This window comes from Achromobacter pestifer (genome assembly GCF_013267355.1).
GTDB lineage: Bacteria > Pseudomonadota > Gammaproteobacteria > Burkholderiales > Burkholderiaceae_B > Achromobacter > Achromobacter pestifer_A.
In genome coordinates this window covers 6189663-6204804 of record NZ_CP053985.1, presented here as the reverse complement: position 1 = coordinate 6204804, position 15142 = coordinate 6189663, and the positions used below count along the sequence as shown (strand labels likewise).

Genomic DNA, 15142 nt, shown 5'->3' with positions numbered 1-15142 from the left:
CCTATTGCCTGGCGCTAGGCATGAACCAGCGGTAGTAGGCGTTATCGCCATCATCGCGGGCCAGCTTGTTCATTTCCCGGCCCCAGGTTTCGCGGTCGCCCACGTAGGCCGCCAGCGAGGCGCGGTAGAACGTGTCCAGGCGCGCCCGTTCCAGCTGCATGTCGGCGCGCAGCGCCTCGGACGCGCCTGCCAGCGGCGGCTCGCTGCGCAGGGCCAGCAGCGCCGGCAGCGTCCGCACCACCTCGCGCGGCCTCACCCAGGTCGCGTATTCGATGCCGGGGCGGTCGTCGGTGACCGGCGGCGTATCGCCGGCAAAACGCGCCAGTCCGTCGCGGTCGGTCACCCAGGTAGCGAGCAAGGCGGCGGCCGAAGGCACGCCCACGGCTTTCAGCGCGGCGGCGGTATCGGGCTGGCCGTAGCGCGCCTGGATGCGGGCCGCGTCCAACGTCAGCGGCTGCAGCGAGCCCAGCAGCAACATTTCATGCAGTTCGCTGGTCCAGAGTTGGGCATGCGGAAACACCTGGATGAAGCTGGCGATAAGGGCGCGGGTGTCGTCCTCGTTCTGCGTGGGCAGCGGCAGCCATTGCGCCACGATGCCTTGCGGCGCCAGCCGGTTCGCGGCCAGTTGGTAGAAATCGCGCGAATACAGGTTGACCACGCCCGCGGCCGAAGGCGGCGGCGGTTCCAGCGTGATCAGGTCCCAGCGTTCGGCGCTGGCCTGCAGCTCGCGGCGGCCGTCGCGCAGGCGCTTGTCCAGGCCCGGATCCGTGGCGGCCTGGAACGTGCCCTGGAAATGCGGCGCCGCGCGCAGCACGGCGGGCAGCAGCTCGGCCACCGCGCGCTTTTCCAGGCCGCGATATTGCGACAGCGCGCCCGCGGTGATGCCGGTACCGTAGCCCACCACCAGCGCGGATCTGGGTTCCCCCGCGTGCACGATCAAGGGCAGCAGCGCCTGCAGCCGCATATAGCGCAGCGAAGGCATGGCGTCGCCGGAATTCGACACGCCCTGGATGTAGAGCCGGTGGAAGCGGTTGCCGTTGCCGGCGCGCTCGACCACGGCCACCGTGCCGCCATGGCTTTCTTCATAAAAGACCAGGCCCGCGCCGCTCGCGCCCGGCAACAGCCGCGCAAACTGGTCCGCCGGCAGCATGGCAACCACGGCCAGCGTGGCCAGACCCGCGATGCCGGTGGCCCAGCCGGTGGCGGCGCGGCCATCGGACCGCCCGCGCCAGGCCGCCACCGCGCCGACCGCGGCGGCAATGGCCGCCAGCACGCCCAGGGTGCGCACCAGGCCCAGGGCCGGCAACAGCAGAAAGCCGGTCAGCAAGGTGCCCGCGATGCCGCCCAACGTGTTGCAGGCGAGCACGGCGCCGGCTTCCCGGCCCACGCGCTGCTCTCCCACCACGATGCGCAGCACCGCGGGAAACGCCGCGCCCAGCAGCAGCGTGGGCGCCAGCACCAGGCTGGCCGCCGCCACCGCGAAGCGCGCGCACATGCCGGCAAAGCCGCTGCCCGTCCATTGGTAGACCGCCGCTTCCGCCTGGGTCTGCGCCACGATCAGCCACTGGCCCAGCAAAGCCACCTCGAGCACCGCGATCAAGCCAGCGCCCGCGATCAGGAAGCCGAACACCGGCCAGGGGTTGCGCACGCGGTGGGCCCAGCGCGCGTACAGCGCCGCGCCGATGGCAAGACCCGCCAGATAGGTGGCCAGCACGATGGCGAAGGCGAAAGCCCGCGTGCTCATGAAAGGCACGATCATCTGCGACCAGATCACTTCGTAGCCCAGCGCCACGGCGCCGGCCACTGCATACAGCGCCACGGCCAGGCGGGCCTCGCCAGACAGGGGCTCCGCCGCGGTCTGCGGGCTGGCGGCGGGCGTCGCGCTGTCGCCCGCCCTGCGGTCCAGCATCCAGGCGCCGGCCGCCGCCAGAAGATTCAGAGAGGCGGCGGCCAGCGCCGCGCCCTGCACGCCGAAGCGCGGAATCAGAAAGAACGCGGGCAGCAACGCGCCCAGGATCGCGCCGCAGGTGTTGGCGGCGTACATCGTGCCGCCCGCGCGGCTCATGTCCGCGCCCTGCCGGCTCACGGCGCGCAGCAGCACCGGCAAGGTGCCGCCCATCAGGAATGCGGGCATGGCCAGCAGCAGGCCCACCGCCAGCCAGGCCGCCACGCTGCTATGCGCCTCGACCGCCACGAAGGCGGCGGCACTGCGCGCCAGCAGCCAGGTCACCGCGACGCAGGACAGCGCCACGGCCACTTCCAACGCGGCGTAGAAACGTACCGGGCGCCGCAAGCGGTCCGCCCGGCGGCCCAACAGCCAGCCGCCTAGCGCCAAGCCCAGAAAAAATGCGCTTACCGCGCCGGCGATGGCGCTGACCTCCACGCCCACCACCAGCGACAACTGCTTGATCCACAGCACCTGGAACACCAGCGCCGCCATTCCGGAAAGAAACAGCAGCGCGGCCGGCCGGGCCGCGGTCAGGGCCCGTTCTTGCACGGATTGTTTTTCCACATCGCGTCCCTGCATCGCCGCCTCGCTTGCCCCCATGCCCATCATGCTGCTCCTCCTGCGTTGCCGGGCGGCGCGACGGGCGCCGCCCGGTCCTGCGCCGGCGCGAGCCGGCGCAGGCTTTACTTCGGCTTCTGCTTGTCAAGCTGGTCGAAGTGTTCCTCCATGGCCTTGTTCACCCTTTCCTGCACCTGGTCCACGCTGAAGCTCGCGGGCCGTTGGCTGGGCGGATACTTGAGGAAAGTCTCCAGGAACGCGGAAGCTTTCATGGTCGCGATCGCCGTCAGATAGGCGTTCTTGGCCAGCCAGTCGTTGTACTGGTCCGACGTGATGTCGGCGCGTTCGTAGGGATCCATGCGCAGGTTATAGATCTTGGGCAGGCGCAGGCAGACGAAGGGGTCCTGCCAGATGTTGAGGTTCCCTGGCGCCCGCTGTTCGCAGAACACCGCTTTCCAGTCCCCCCAGCGCACACTGACCAGCACACCGTCGTCATTGAAGTAATAAAAATCGTCACGCGCGCTCTTGTCCTGCTTGCCGGTCAGGTAACCAAGCTGGTCGTAGCCGTCCAGGTGCACCTTGAACTTGGTGCCGCCCGCCTGCGGCGCCCAGCCGTCCAACAGCCGTTCCTTGACGTTTGGATCGCCCGTCGCGGCAAGCAAGGTCGGGAACCAGTCCAGGCCGGACACGATGCCGCGCTTGATTTCCCCCGCGGGTATCTTGCCCGGCCAGCGCACCATGGCCGGCACGCGGAACGCGCCTTCCCAGTTGGAGTCCTTCTCGCTGCGGAACGGCGTGGTGGCGGCGTCCGGCCAGGTGAAGGCATTGGGCCCATTGTCAGTGGTGTAGATGACGATGGTGTTGTCGGCGATGCCCATGTCGTCCAGCTTCTTCAACAGCTTGCCGACGTCCTGGTCGTGCTCCCACATGCCATCGGCATAGTCGTTGCCTGGCATGCCGCTCTTGCCCTTGTGCTCGGGCCGGATATGCGTGTAGATGTGCATGCGCGTGGTGTTCATCCACACGAAGAACGGCTTGTCCTCCTTGCCGTGCTTGTCGATGTAGTCGATCGCCGCGCCCACAGTTTCGTCGTCGATGGTCTCCATGCGCTTGGTGGTCAAGGCACCGGTGTCCTGCACCTTGCCGTCGGCCGTGGCCTTGATCACGCCGCGCGGCGAGAAGTTCTTGACGTAGGGATCGTTGGGATCCTTGGGCCAGTACGGGCGTTCTGGCTCCTCTTCGGCGTTCAGGTGGTAGAGGTTGCCGAAGAACTCGTCGAAGCCATGGCGCGTGGGCAGGTACTCGTCCCGGTCGCCCAGGTGGTTCTTGCCGAATTGCGCCGTGGTGTAGCCCTGCGCCTTCAAGGCCTCGGCGATGGTGATGTCGCCTTTCTGCAGCCCGACGGTCGCGCCCGGCATGCCGACCTTGGACAGGCCGGTGCGCAGCGGCGACTGCCCGGTGATGAAGGACGAGCGGCCCGCCGTGCAGCTGTTCTCGGCGTAGTAGTCCGTGAACAGCGCGCCTTCCTTGGCGATCCGGTCGATGTTGGGCGTGGTGTAGCCCACCACCCCGTGCGAGTAGGCGCTGATGTTGGCCTGCCCGATGTCGTCGCCGAAGATCACCAGGATGTTCGGCTTCTTGCCTGAAGCCGCCGCCTGGCCCTGATTGGCCGCCGGCGCCTGGGTCTGCGCCTGCGCGCTTGCCAGTGCCATAAGGCCTGTTGCGGCGAAGAGCGCCGCGCTCAACAGTTTTCTTGCGTTCATCGCTTTCTCCTGACCCTTGCGGGCGGTTCCCAGTCACGTAAACGAATCACTGTGTTTCAAATGCGTATACCCTTCTCCACTCCTTTGCCATGTCTACGATTACCCAACCCTTTTGCTGCGCTTCGTCCAGGGCCTTGTCCAGCCGGCCGATCTTGGAATCCCGGTCATAAGCCCACTCGCGCCTGGCGTCGGTGTGATGCACCAGGCCCGCGAAACGCTTGCCGCTGCCGGCCGCGGTCCACTGCAGCATCTGCAGGTCGCCGTCCGAATTACCGAAGGCGAAAATGGGCTGGCGGCCGATGAACTTATTGATGGCGACGGGCTTGCCCGGCCCGTCGTCGTTGAAGTCGAGCTTGGGCGTGCGCATCAGCACGGGCTTGCCGTCCTGCATCTGGAACTCGGTGACGAAGGTGGTGCCTATCACCTGTTCCGGCGGAATGCCGTAGACGTTCTGCGCCCAGGCGCGCATGAACTCCACTTCGCCGCCGGACACGATGTAGGTCTTGAACCCGTTGCCGCGCAGATAGTCCAGCAGCTCCAGCATGGGCGCATAGATCATGCTGGTGTACGGCTGCTTGAAGCGCGGATGGCGGGCGGTCTTGATCCATTGCCTGACCTCCGCGCCAAAGGCCTCGGTGGTCATGTTGGTGTGAGTGGCGCCCACGATCTTCAGCAGCCCCTCGGTGCCCGAGGCCGCCAGCGCCTGACGGTCGCCTTCGATCGCGGCCTTGTAGGGTTGCTCCCGCGCCCATTCGGGATGCTGAGGCGCCATGGCCTTGACCTGGTCCAGCGCGAAGATCAGCTGGAAGTACAGGGGCTGCTCGCTCCATAGGGTGCCGTCGTTGTCGAACACGGCGATCCGGTCGGCCGGCGCCACATAGTCCGGCCCGCCCTCCGTCGTGACGGCTTGCACGAAGCCGAGGATGGCATGGCGCGAGGGCCCCTCGTTCCAGGAAGGCAGCGGCGTCTGCGCGCGGGCCGCGGCGGCCAGGAGCAGCAGGAACAGCAGCGCAAACCAGCGCCGGGCGAGCAAAGGCATCGTCATGGGAGATCTCCTTGAAGTTCGGCGGACGCGGCGGCTGCGGGGCCGCGTGGCGGTTCGGCGGTGCCGGGATTCAGGGGAAGCAGGCCGTGCGCCTGCGCAGGCCGGGTCCGCGCGAGCAAGGCCCGGCGCCAACGGGGGAACATCTGGCGCAGGCCGCGCCAGCCCCGCGCCGCATCGGGGTCGCGGCCATAGCTCGCGCGCAATGCATCGGCGCCCGATTGCCGCAGCGCAGGCTCCAGGCCAGCCGTGGCCTGCGCGACCGTGGCCGCGCCGCAAGCGCGGCGCAGCCACCGGTAAAGCGCGTCCAGGCGCGGTTGGGGTTGGGCCAGCAGACGCCGCAGCGTCATCGCCGCATAGGGCTCGGACGCGCGCCACCGCAGGCGCCGGGCCCGCAGTGCCGTCTGGACCCGGGCAGTACTCCGCCGCAGCCAGGGCGCACCCAGCCATCCAAGCAATGCCGCCAACGCAATCCCGACCGCCAGCGCCAGCCATCCGCCTGGGACGCGCAACTGCACTTGCCGGCCCATGTCGCGCAGGTCCTGCTCGACCGAGAATGGCGCCTGGTAGGCGGCGCCCGCCTGCGCCTCGAAGCGTTGCGCGGGCAGCACCAGGCGCTCTTCCTTGTTGGCCGCGATGTTCCACCAGCGGATCTCCACGGCGGGCAGCTCATGAGCGCCGCCATGTTCGATCACGTAGTCCAGACGGTCCACGCGCTGTCCGCCCAGGAAGCCGCCGCGATCGTCGGAGATCTGCGTCAGTTCGGGTTCGGACGCGTACAGCTTGAGGCCCGGAACAGAGGCCGCGGCAGGCGGCGGGATCAGCATGGCCTGCGCGCCTTGGGCCTGCACGGTGATGACGCGGCTGACGTGGTCTCCCACGGCGGGAGGCTGGGCCGAATAGCGGATCTGCTGGCTGGCCTGGACCGCGCTGGCCGCCAGCGCGTGCCCTGCCACGCCGCCAGGCGGCCCCGCGGCACGCACTTCCAGCGGGCGCGTCTGCGCGGCGAGCGGCGCCGTCGCCTGCCCTACCTGCGCGCTGACGTGGATGGCGGGGACGCGCAAGGCGCCCGCTGCCTGCGGGCTGACCAGGTAGGAGTAACGCAGTCCGCTGTAGGCGATGCCGCCTATCGTGCTGCGGATGATGGTGGCTTGTCCCGACGGTCCCGACACCAGGGCGCCCGGAATATCCAGGGCCGGCAGCTGCGGCGGCTGGGTGAACCAGGTCGAGGTCAACACGTCCACCTGCAGGATGGCCGTGGCGCCCGCCATCAGCTCGCCCGACGCTGCCATGCGGGCCTCGGCGCGCAGTTGCGGCCCGGCATCCGCGGACTGGGCCCGCACCATCCCGGCGTACAGGCTCAGTGGCAGCAGGAGCAGCCACAGGCCCAGGCGGCGCAAGGCGGCATGGCGGCGGGTCATGGCTGTTTCCCCCGTCCCTGTGCCGGCGCGGAGGTGCGCGCATCCTCGATGGCGAACTTCTGCTTCAGAAAGCCCGCGGGCGACAGGCTCAGGTTGCGCAGCCAGACCTCGTCCGAGGCGGCCTGGGGCGCCGATACCCGCATCATCTTGCCCGCGCCCTTGTCGCTGTCCACGCGAGTCTCGTCGGGCTTCTCGGAGTCGTCATCCTGTTGCTCGCTTTCGGCGGCGGCGATCAATCTGGCGACCAGTTCGCGGTTGTCGCGCGCTTCGGGAAAATCCGGCCGCAGGCGCAGCGCCTGGTCATAGGCCGCCAGCGCCGCGTCGTAGCTGCGCAGCCGAACCTGGGTATTGCCCAGGTAGAAATAGCCTTCCGGCGTATCCAGCTTGGCGAAGGCGGCCAGCGCGGCCTGGTACTCGCCCGCGTCGTAGGCGGCCCGGCCCTTCCAGTAAGGATCCGCGTACAAGGCCGCGGCCTCTGCATAGCGCTTATGCTCGTAGGCCCAGCGGCCCTGCTGGTCGGGCGTGAAAAAGGCGTCGGCCAGCGGGCTGGCGTCCACCCGGGGCGTGTACAGCGCGGCGGTGGCGGCCAACAGCAGGCATGCCGCCCAGTTGATGTTCCAGCCGCGCCGCAGCGCCAGCAGCGCCAATAGCGCCAGCGGCCAGCACAGCCAATAGCCGGCGTCCTTCCAATGCAGCGGCTTGTCCGCGTCCTGGACCTCCTGGAAGTGGCGTTCGGCGTGCAGCGTCACCCAGTCCAGGTCGTCGTCGTTCAAGGTCAGGCTGCCCAGCGGCGCGCGCGTCGCCTGCGCCAGCTGTTTCAACGCATCCTCATTGAAGCCGCCCAGCACCGGCTTGCCCTGGGCATCGATGCGAGGCTGGCCACGGGCGTCGCGCACCACGCCGCCGTCGCGCGTCCCTGCCGCCCACACCAGTATCTGGAAGGAATTGGCGCGGGCCAGGCGCTCCACCTCGGCCAGCTGGCTGGTATCCGCGCCGTCGGTCACCAGCAGCAGCGTGCCGCCCGCCTCGCCGGATTGCAGCAGGCTGGCGGCCAGGGAAATGGCGGCCGCGGCGTTCTTGCCGGGCGCGGCGATGAGTTCAGTGGACAGGGCCTGCACGAACATGTCCGGCAGCGCCGGATCGTCGGTGGGCGGCAACACCAGGTGGGCCGAGCCCGCGTAGGCGATCAGCCCGGTCTTGGCGCCCGCGCGGCGTTTCAGCAAGTCGCGCAACTTGCGCTTGGCGGCCTCCAGCCGGCTGGGCGGCAGATCGGCCGCGTCCATCGACGGCGACAGATCCACCGCGGCAATCAGGGGTGCAAGATTGTCCAGGAAGGCCGGGCGGTCCTGTTGCCAGGTCGGCCCCGCCGCCGCGATGCCGCCCAGCGCCAGCACGGCGGCCAGCAGTTGCGCGGGGCGTGGCCCGCGGCTGCCCTGCGTGCGCACGGTCAGGTACGGCAGCAGCGCCGGCGCAATGTTGCTGCGCCATCCCGCCCGGCCGTCCTCGTCGCGCCGCCGCCACAACAGCAAGGCCGCGGCCGCGACGGTCAGCAGCCACCATGGGCGCAGGAAATGGAAGGCGCTCAGGTCGATTTCCATCCGCCCTCCTCCACGCGGCCATCGCGCGGCAGCCTGGCGCCGCGATGCCAGCCGCGCAGCGCGGCGGCCAGATGCCAGACCGCCAGCAGCAACAGCGCCAGGCCCAGCGGCACCCAGAAGAAATCCTGCTTGGGTTGGTGGCGCAGTTCGCGGACTTCGTGCGGCGTGATGCGGTCCAGCTCGGCATAGACCTGCCGCAGCGACGCCTGGTCCTGGGCCGGAAAGAAGCGGCCCCCGGTCTTGGCGGCTATCGCGCGCAGGGCGTCGAAATCGACCTTTTCTTCGCCCTGCGCCTGCGGATCGCCTATGCCCACGGTGTGCACCACGATATGGCGCGCTGCCGCCATGGCCGAGGCGCGGTCGGGCGGCACGGCGCTGCCAGTGTCGTTGCCGTCCGTCAGCAGGATCAGGACCTGATCCTTTTCGCCGGCATGCTCGAACTGCTTGATCGCCACGCCGATGGCGTCGCCGATGGCCGTGTTGGGGCCGGCCATGCGCGTGCTCACCTGGGCGAGCAGCAGCTTGAGCGTGGCATGGTCCTGCGTCAGCGGCGCCTGCGGATAGGCCGCGCTGCCGAACACGATCAGGCCGAGCCGGTCGTCCTTGCGGCGGTCGATGAAGTCGGCCACCACCGCCTTGACGCCGCTTAGCCGGTCCTCGCGGCGCCCGTCCGGTGCCACGAAGTCCTCGGTCTCCATGGATTGCGAAATGTCGATGGCCAGCAACAGGTCGCGCACCGGCTGGCGGTGTTCCATCGGCGGCTCGATCCGCTCGGGCCGCGCCAGCGCCAGGATCAGCAGCAGCCACACCAGCGCGTTCAGCGCCAGCTGCCAGCGGTCGCCGCGCACGCCGGGACGCTGCGGCGTCTGGCCAGTGCTGCGCGCCACCGATTCGAAGAACGGAATGCGCACGGCGCTGCGGCGCTGCACGTAGGGCGGCAGATAGCGGTACGCCAGCCATCCCAGCGGCAGCAGCGCCAACAGCCAGGGATATTCAAGCCGCCACATGGTGACGCTCCATCCATTGCCGGCTGGCGGCGAACAATGTCCGCACGCGGGCGGGATCGATGGCCCGCAAAGTCTCGGGCGGCGCATAGGCAAGCGCTCTCAGCAAGACGCCCGCGTCGGGCGGAAACACGGCCACGCCCTGGTCCATGAAGGCGACCCACTCCGCGCCCTGCAAGGCGCCCACCCTGGCGCGGTCGGCTTGCGCCACCGACGAAAGGCCGACGCGCTTGAGCAGATCCGGCAAGGCGCGCGCGGCCAGCGGGTCCGATTGCGTTTCCCGGCGCAGCGCCTCCAGCATGCGCAGGCCTGCGCGGCGGTAGCGATTTCGAGCGTGACGGCGCGCCATCCGCCACGCCGCCCATCCGGCCAAGGCCAGCGCCACGGCCAGCAGCGCCAGCCAGCCCCAGGTTTGCGGCCAGTAACTGACCGGCTCGGGCAGTGGCAGCTGCCGCAGCTGTTCGATGGACGGCGTGGCGTCGGCGTTCATGTCCTGCCTCGGCTGTGCTGACGGCTGGCCTGGCGGCCCAGTTCGCGCCGCAACTGCGCCACGGTGTCGTCCGCGGTGTCGATGGACAGCAGCGGCACGCGGCTGCGGCGCAGCAGTTCGGCCACGTCGTGCAGCCGTCCCGAAAAGAAGTCCGACAGCGGCTCGCGCACCTGCTTGCGGTCCGCCGCCACTTCGACCTGCAGCTCGCCCTGTGTCACCACCAGCCGGCCGCTCAAGGGAATGCGCAGCGCCAGCGGGTCGTACACCAGCGTTGCGATCACGTCGTTGTGCGCCGCCAGCGTGCGCAACAGGCGCAAGGTCATGGCGTCGGCGCCGGCGAAATCGCTGATCAGGCACACCAGGCAATCGTGCGGCGCGTGCGCCAGCGTCCCTTGCAGCGCCTGGTTCAGCCGTCCGGTCGCATCCACGTCCGCTTGATCGGCGCGCATGGATTGGCTGCGCCGCGCGACGGCGGCGAACAAGGCCTGGATGCGTTCGCGGCTGCGCAGCGGGCGCACGCTGTCGATGCCCGCGTCGCTGAACACCAGGCCCCCCACGCGGTCCCCCGCCAGATAGGCCATCCACGCGGACAGCGCGGCCACGCGCGCGGCCACCACCGATTTGAAACTGCGCACCGAACCGAAGTACATGCCCATGCGCTGGTCCACCACCACCAGCACCGGACGGTCGCGCTCCTCGCTGTAGGTGCGCACATAGGGCTTGCCCAGGCGCTGCGAGGCGCGCCAGTCCAGCTGGCGCAGGTCGTCGCCGGGCAGATAGCGGCGCAATTCCTCGAAGTCCAGCCCGCGGCCGCGCAGGCGCGAACCATGCTGGCCGGCAAGTATGCTGCGCACCGGCTGGCGGCTGAAGAAGCCCAGGCCGCGCGCGGCGGGTTCCAGCGCCATCAAGTCCGCGATGCGGACCTGGACTTCCGGGGAAGGAGCGGCTGACGGCATGGCGGACTCAGACCGGCACCGCGACCGTATCGAGCAGCTTGTCTATCACCTGGTCCGCCGTGACGCCGTCGGCGACCGCGTCATAGGACAGGTGCAGGCGATGCCGCAGCACTGGCCGGGCCACGCTGCGCACGTCATCGGGCGAGGCGTAGTCCTGCCCGGCCAGCCAGGCGTGGGCGCGCGCCACCTTGTCCAGCGCGATCGCGCCGCGCGGGCTGGCGCCGACCTGGAGCCAGCGCGCCAGATCGGGGTCCTGCGCCGCCGGCCGGCGGGTGGCGTTGACCAGGTCCACCAGGTACTGGTCCAGCGCCGTGGACACGTGCACCTGATCGACTTCGGCGCGGCAGGCGAACAGGGTCTCCTGCGTCAGCGGCGCGCTGTCGGCGGCGCCATCCTGGCGCGATTCGCCGCGCAGCATGGCCAGCATCTGCCTTTCGCTGTCGGGGTCAGGATAGTCCAGCACGATCTTCATGATGAAGCGGTCCATCTGCGCCTCGGGCAAGGGATAGGTGCCCTCCTGTTCTATCGGGTTCTGGGTGGCCAACACCATGAACAATTGCGGCATGCGGTGGGTGGTGCCGGCCACGGTGATCTGGCGCTCCTCCATGGCTTCCAGCAGCGCGGCCTGCACCTTGGCGGGCGCGCGGTTGATCTCGTCGGCCAGGATCAGGTTGCCGAACAGCGGCCCCTGCTGGAACTGGATGCGGCTGGCGCCCTGCGCGTCCTGTTGCAGCACCTCGGCGCCGGTGATGTCCGAGGGCAGCAGGTCGGGCGTGAACTGGATGCGGCTCATGGCGGCGGCCAGATGCTGGGCCAGGGTCTTGACCGTGCGCGTCTTGGCCAGGCCGGGCAGGCTTTCCAGCAGCAGGTGGCCGTCGGCCAACAGGCCCAACAGCACCTCGCGGATGACGGCGCCCTGGCCCAACACCGAGCGCGCGATGGCGCGCTCCAATTCCAGAATGCTGTCGCGGTTGCTCATTGGCATTCCCTCTCCTGCGTGACGGATGGCATGTTGGGTCAGCGGCTGGCGACGCCGTTCCTGGCCGTCTGGGCCAACTTCCATTGTTCTGGCGTCATGACGGTGCGAAAGCCCAGGTGCGACATGCCGTTCATCGGGTCCGTGCCGCGCCGGGCGCTGGTGCGGTAGCTGATGCAATAGGTGTCGCTGCACAGGAACGAGCCGCCGCGCGTCACGCGCTTGGGCGCGGCGGGCGGAACAATGCCGTCGTCGGGGTCGTAGCTGTCGGCCGGCCCCGCCGGGTCCGCGGGCGGCTGGCGGTATTGCGCCTGAATCTTGAAGGCGTCGGCGCGGTACCAGTCGGCGGTCCATTGCCATACGTTGCCGGCCATGTCGTACAGGCCATAGCCGTTGGGGGAGAAGCTGCCCACCGGCATGGTGCCAACCTGCACTTTTTCATCCTTCACGACCGGAAAGGGTTGCTGTTGCCGCGAGTCCCAGATATTGGCCATGGCCTTGCCCTGCGGCAGCAGTTCCTCGCCCCAGGCATAGGTGGCCTGCTCCAGTCCGCCGCGCGCGGCCATTTCCCATTCAGACTCCGTGGGCAGGCGCTTGCCGGCCCATTTGGCATAGGCTGTCGCATCCTGGTACGACACTTGCACCACGGGATGGTCGTCCTTGCCCGCGATGGAACTGCCCGGCCCTTGCGGATGGCGCCAGTTGGCGCCGGGCACATAGCGCCACCAACGCGAATAGTCGCGCAAGGACACTTCGCTCTCGGTGCCCACGAACACCATGGCGCCCGGCACCAGCAGGCTGTCGTCCGGGCGCGGCGTGCGGGGCGGCAGCTGGACCGCCAAGTCTTCCCAGCGCGGCTTCTGTTCGGCGGTCGTGACGTAGCCCGTGGCGTCGACGAAGCGGCGGAACTGCACGTTGGTCACGTCGTTCACGTCCATCCAGAAGCCGCTGACGGACACCTTGTGCGCCGGCATTTCGTTGGGCTGCGCCAGTTTGTGGCTGCTGCCCATCAGGAACTCGCGTCCCGGCACCCAGGCCATCCCGGCCGGACCGCTCTTGCCGTCGCCCAGCACCACCTTCACCGCCTCGGGCGGACCGTCCTTGCCCATCACCACGTAAGCGGTGCTTGCGCCCGCGCCCAGCACCACGCCGGCCAGCAGCAATGCGCCGGCGTAGCGTGTTTTCCCTTGCGTTTGCTTTGCCATTTCAATCACCCGAAAGCTGATGGTTCAGGGGCGGCCGTGCCGCGCCCGGGGCTGGCAGCCCCTGGAAATCATGCTGACGATCAGAACACCAGCGTCGCGGTCGCCATGACCGTATCGTTGCTGTCCAGACGCTTCGTGCTGCTGATCGTGGGTACCCAGCGCAGGCTCAGGGACAAGGAGCGCTTGTCCGCGAGTTTCCTGTCATAGGTCACGATCGGACCCAGCGCCCAGTCGCGTCCCTTGAAGCCGTTGAGCCGGTCGGCGGTCGGACCGGAATCGCTGCCCAGCTGCTGGATGGTGCCCAGGACCAGGCCCGCGCTCAGGCCGTTGCTGAAGATCTTGCGGCCCATCACATCCATGCTGAACAGCGGCGCGTTGCGATAGTCCGTGGCGTTGTTGCGGGTATAGAACTGGACCCCGGCCACGGTGTCCAGTTGAAAACCGGACTCCGGGAATATCTTGGTGTAGGCCACCTGCGGAATGAAGGTCCAGTTGTTCAGGCTGGGGTTGGCCATGTCGTCGGCGTTGTACTTGCCAGTGGGCGCCCAGATGTTCAGGCTGAGCGCCATGTGCGAGGTTTCGGAAAAGTGATAGCCCGCGATGATGGGCGAGAAGTAGATGTCGAACAGGTTCGAGGCCGTATCGCTCTGCTCGGTGCTGCGTCCGCCCGCTCCGGTCACGGTGGAATTCACCTTGTTCCAGACATAGGGCAAGGTGAAGCTGGAGGCGAAGTTCCAGCGCCCCGGTCCGGTGTCCCAGGTCTTGAGCACGGTGGCCAGCGTGAACGCCACTTTCGCATCCAGGCCCAGCGAGGTACGGCCCCCCACCGGCACTTCCCGGCTGCCGCCCACGGTACCGTCCAGGTAGATCTGCGACAGGTTGACGGCCCAGATCGGCTCGGGAGAAACGATGCCCGCGTTGGGCTGCACGTTGGTGCCCGTGATCTGGCGCCCCAATGCGCCTTCGGTCGCCCATGCCGCGGCCGGCAGGACCAGCCCAGCCAGAACGGCCAACAACCCCGCAACCGCCGCGATCGCGCTCTGCATCCCTACATACTCCGCAAGATCAGGAAAACGCTGACAGGATCACTTCCCGAAAGTGATGTTCAAACCGGCGAACAAGGTGAACTGGGGCAGCCCTTCCCCCTTGTGCGCAACGGTCCATTGCGGCTCCGCGAACACGTTGAAGATGTTCTTCCCCACGCGCCAGGCCTTGCCCGCGCCCAGCCCGATGGGAATGTAGTAATCGCTTTTCTGCAGATCGAAGGTCCAGGTCGCCGTGGATCTCAGATACCAGCCCTGCGGCAGATTGCGTATCAGGAAAGGCTGGAAGGTAGCGGTATGGACGGTGTCGCGCGTATTCTGGCCGGCAAAGGAATGCTGCCATTGCACCAGCGCGCCCAGCAGCCCCTCCTTGCTGGCCTGCACCGCCACGCCGGCAAGGCCGGCCGACCACTTGCCCGCGCCCAGTTCGCGGCTGGTGGCGGTGGGCGCGGTCAGCATCGGCCCCACGCCCAGGTCCAGCGCGCCCTGCTGCAACAGGAAAATGTCGAACACGTTGAGATCGCCCAGGCCCGAGTTGTAGCTGCCGTCGGCCTGCGGCCGGGTGCTGACCGGCGCGGTGATGCGGAATATCTGCGGCACGCCGATGAAATCGCCAGGCGCGACGGGTATGGTCGGCCGGACCAGGAAATCATTGGTGTGGGCGTTGCTGCCGAACAACTTCGGCGTGTAGTAATTCTGGAAATTCAGCGACGCCGCCAGATTGAGCGGGTTGTTGCTCTTGTTGGCGTCATCCGCCGATTGAGACTGGGCATGCGCAAGCGGCGCAAAGCATAGCGGCGCAGCCACCATCAGCCACGCCGCGATCCATTTCCCACTGATTTCCTCGAATGCAGACTGCGTACTGCCCATGCGATGTACCCCGAAAAGAGATAACAAAATGCAAAGACGCGCCGTACGGAAATGCAAATTCCGGCAAACCATGCCGTGATTGAAAATCGTGAAATCTGTCGCAATCTTCGCACAGAGTTTTACTTTCACCAATACTATCCATAGGCCCTATCCCCCTTGCATTCGGGTTGCAAAAAGATTAGTGCGCGGGATTCTGGCGCGAATCGCGGCCAGCGGATATGGCCAAAAAAACGGGGATGCCCCAAGGCATCCCCATCGCGTCACCGAT

12 protein-coding genes are annotated in these 15142 nt (G+C 68.1%); all 12 read right to left on the bottom strand.

Features of this window, described 5'->3' with window-relative positions; genetic code table 11:
* Position 1: 1 nt before the first annotated feature.
* Positions 2 to 2554, bottom strand: a complete 2553-nt coding sequence (locus FOC84_RS29300) for a fused MFS/spermidine synthase (protein ID WP_217278825.1) — start codon at positions 2552 to 2554, stop codon at positions 2 to 4.
* Positions 2555 to 2631: 77 nt separating this feature from the next.
* On the bottom strand, positions 2632 to 4269 hold the full coding sequence (locus tag FOC84_RS29295) for an arylsulfatase (RefSeq protein WP_173148474.1): 1638 nt from the start codon (positions 4267 to 4269) through the stop codon (positions 2632 to 2634).
* A gap of 46 nt (positions 4270 to 4315) precedes the next feature.
* On the bottom strand, positions 4316 to 5314 hold the full coding sequence (locus tag FOC84_RS29290; RefSeq protein ID WP_173148472.1) for an HAD family hydrolase: 999 nt from the start codon (positions 5312 to 5314) through the stop codon (positions 4316 to 4318).
* Positions 5311 to 6732 carry a BatD family protein gene (locus tag FOC84_RS29285; protein WP_173148469.1) on the bottom strand — a complete coding sequence of 474 codons (1422 nt, stop codon included), beginning with the start codon at positions 6730 to 6732 and terminating at the stop codon, positions 5311 to 5313. Before FOC84_RS29285 ends, FOC84_RS29290 begins: the two co-directional genes overlap by 4 nt.
* Positions 6729 to 8330, bottom strand: coding sequence for a vWA domain-containing protein (locus tag FOC84_RS29280; RefSeq protein WP_173148467.1), 1602 nt, complete (start codon positions 8328 to 8330; stop codon positions 6729 to 6731). Before FOC84_RS29280 ends, FOC84_RS29285 begins: the two co-directional genes overlap by 4 nt.
* Positions 8315 to 9337, bottom strand: coding sequence for a vWA domain-containing protein (locus FOC84_RS29275; protein ID WP_173148465.1), 1023 nt, complete (start codon positions 9335 to 9337; stop codon positions 8315 to 8317). Before FOC84_RS29275 ends, FOC84_RS29280 begins: the two co-directional genes overlap by 16 nt.
* Positions 9324 to 9824 carry a DUF4381 domain-containing protein gene (locus tag FOC84_RS29270; RefSeq protein WP_173148463.1) on the bottom strand — a complete coding sequence of 167 codons (501 nt, stop codon included), beginning with the start codon at positions 9822 to 9824 and terminating at the stop codon, positions 9324 to 9326. Before FOC84_RS29270 ends, FOC84_RS29275 begins: the two co-directional genes overlap by 14 nt.
* Positions 9821 to 10780, bottom strand: a complete 960-nt coding sequence (locus FOC84_RS29265) for a DUF58 domain-containing protein (RefSeq protein ID WP_173148461.1) — start codon at positions 10778 to 10780, stop codon at positions 9821 to 9823. Before FOC84_RS29265 ends, FOC84_RS29270 begins: the two co-directional genes overlap by 4 nt.
* A gap of 7 nt (positions 10781 to 10787) precedes the next feature.
* Complete coding sequence (locus FOC84_RS29260; protein ID WP_173148459.1) at positions 10788 to 11759, bottom strand: AAA family ATPase; 972 nt, start codon at positions 11757 to 11759, stop codon at positions 10788 to 10790.
* 38 nt (positions 11760 to 11797) lie between these two features.
* Positions 11798 to 12961 carry a formylglycine-generating enzyme family protein gene (locus FOC84_RS29255; protein ID WP_173148457.1) on the bottom strand — a complete coding sequence of 388 codons (1164 nt, stop codon included), beginning with the start codon at positions 12959 to 12961 and terminating at the stop codon, positions 11798 to 11800.
* Between the two features lie 80 nt (positions 12962 to 13041).
* Complete coding sequence (locus FOC84_RS29250) at positions 13042 to 14007, bottom strand: SphA family protein (RefSeq protein ID WP_173148455.1); 966 nt, start codon at positions 14005 to 14007, stop codon at positions 13042 to 13044.
* A gap of 39 nt (positions 14008 to 14046) precedes the next feature.
* Entirely contained in the window at positions 14047 to 14874 is an 828-nt protein-coding gene (locus tag FOC84_RS29245) for a hypothetical protein (RefSeq protein WP_254241813.1), read from the bottom strand.
* Positions 14875 to 15142: the final 268 nt, after the last annotated feature.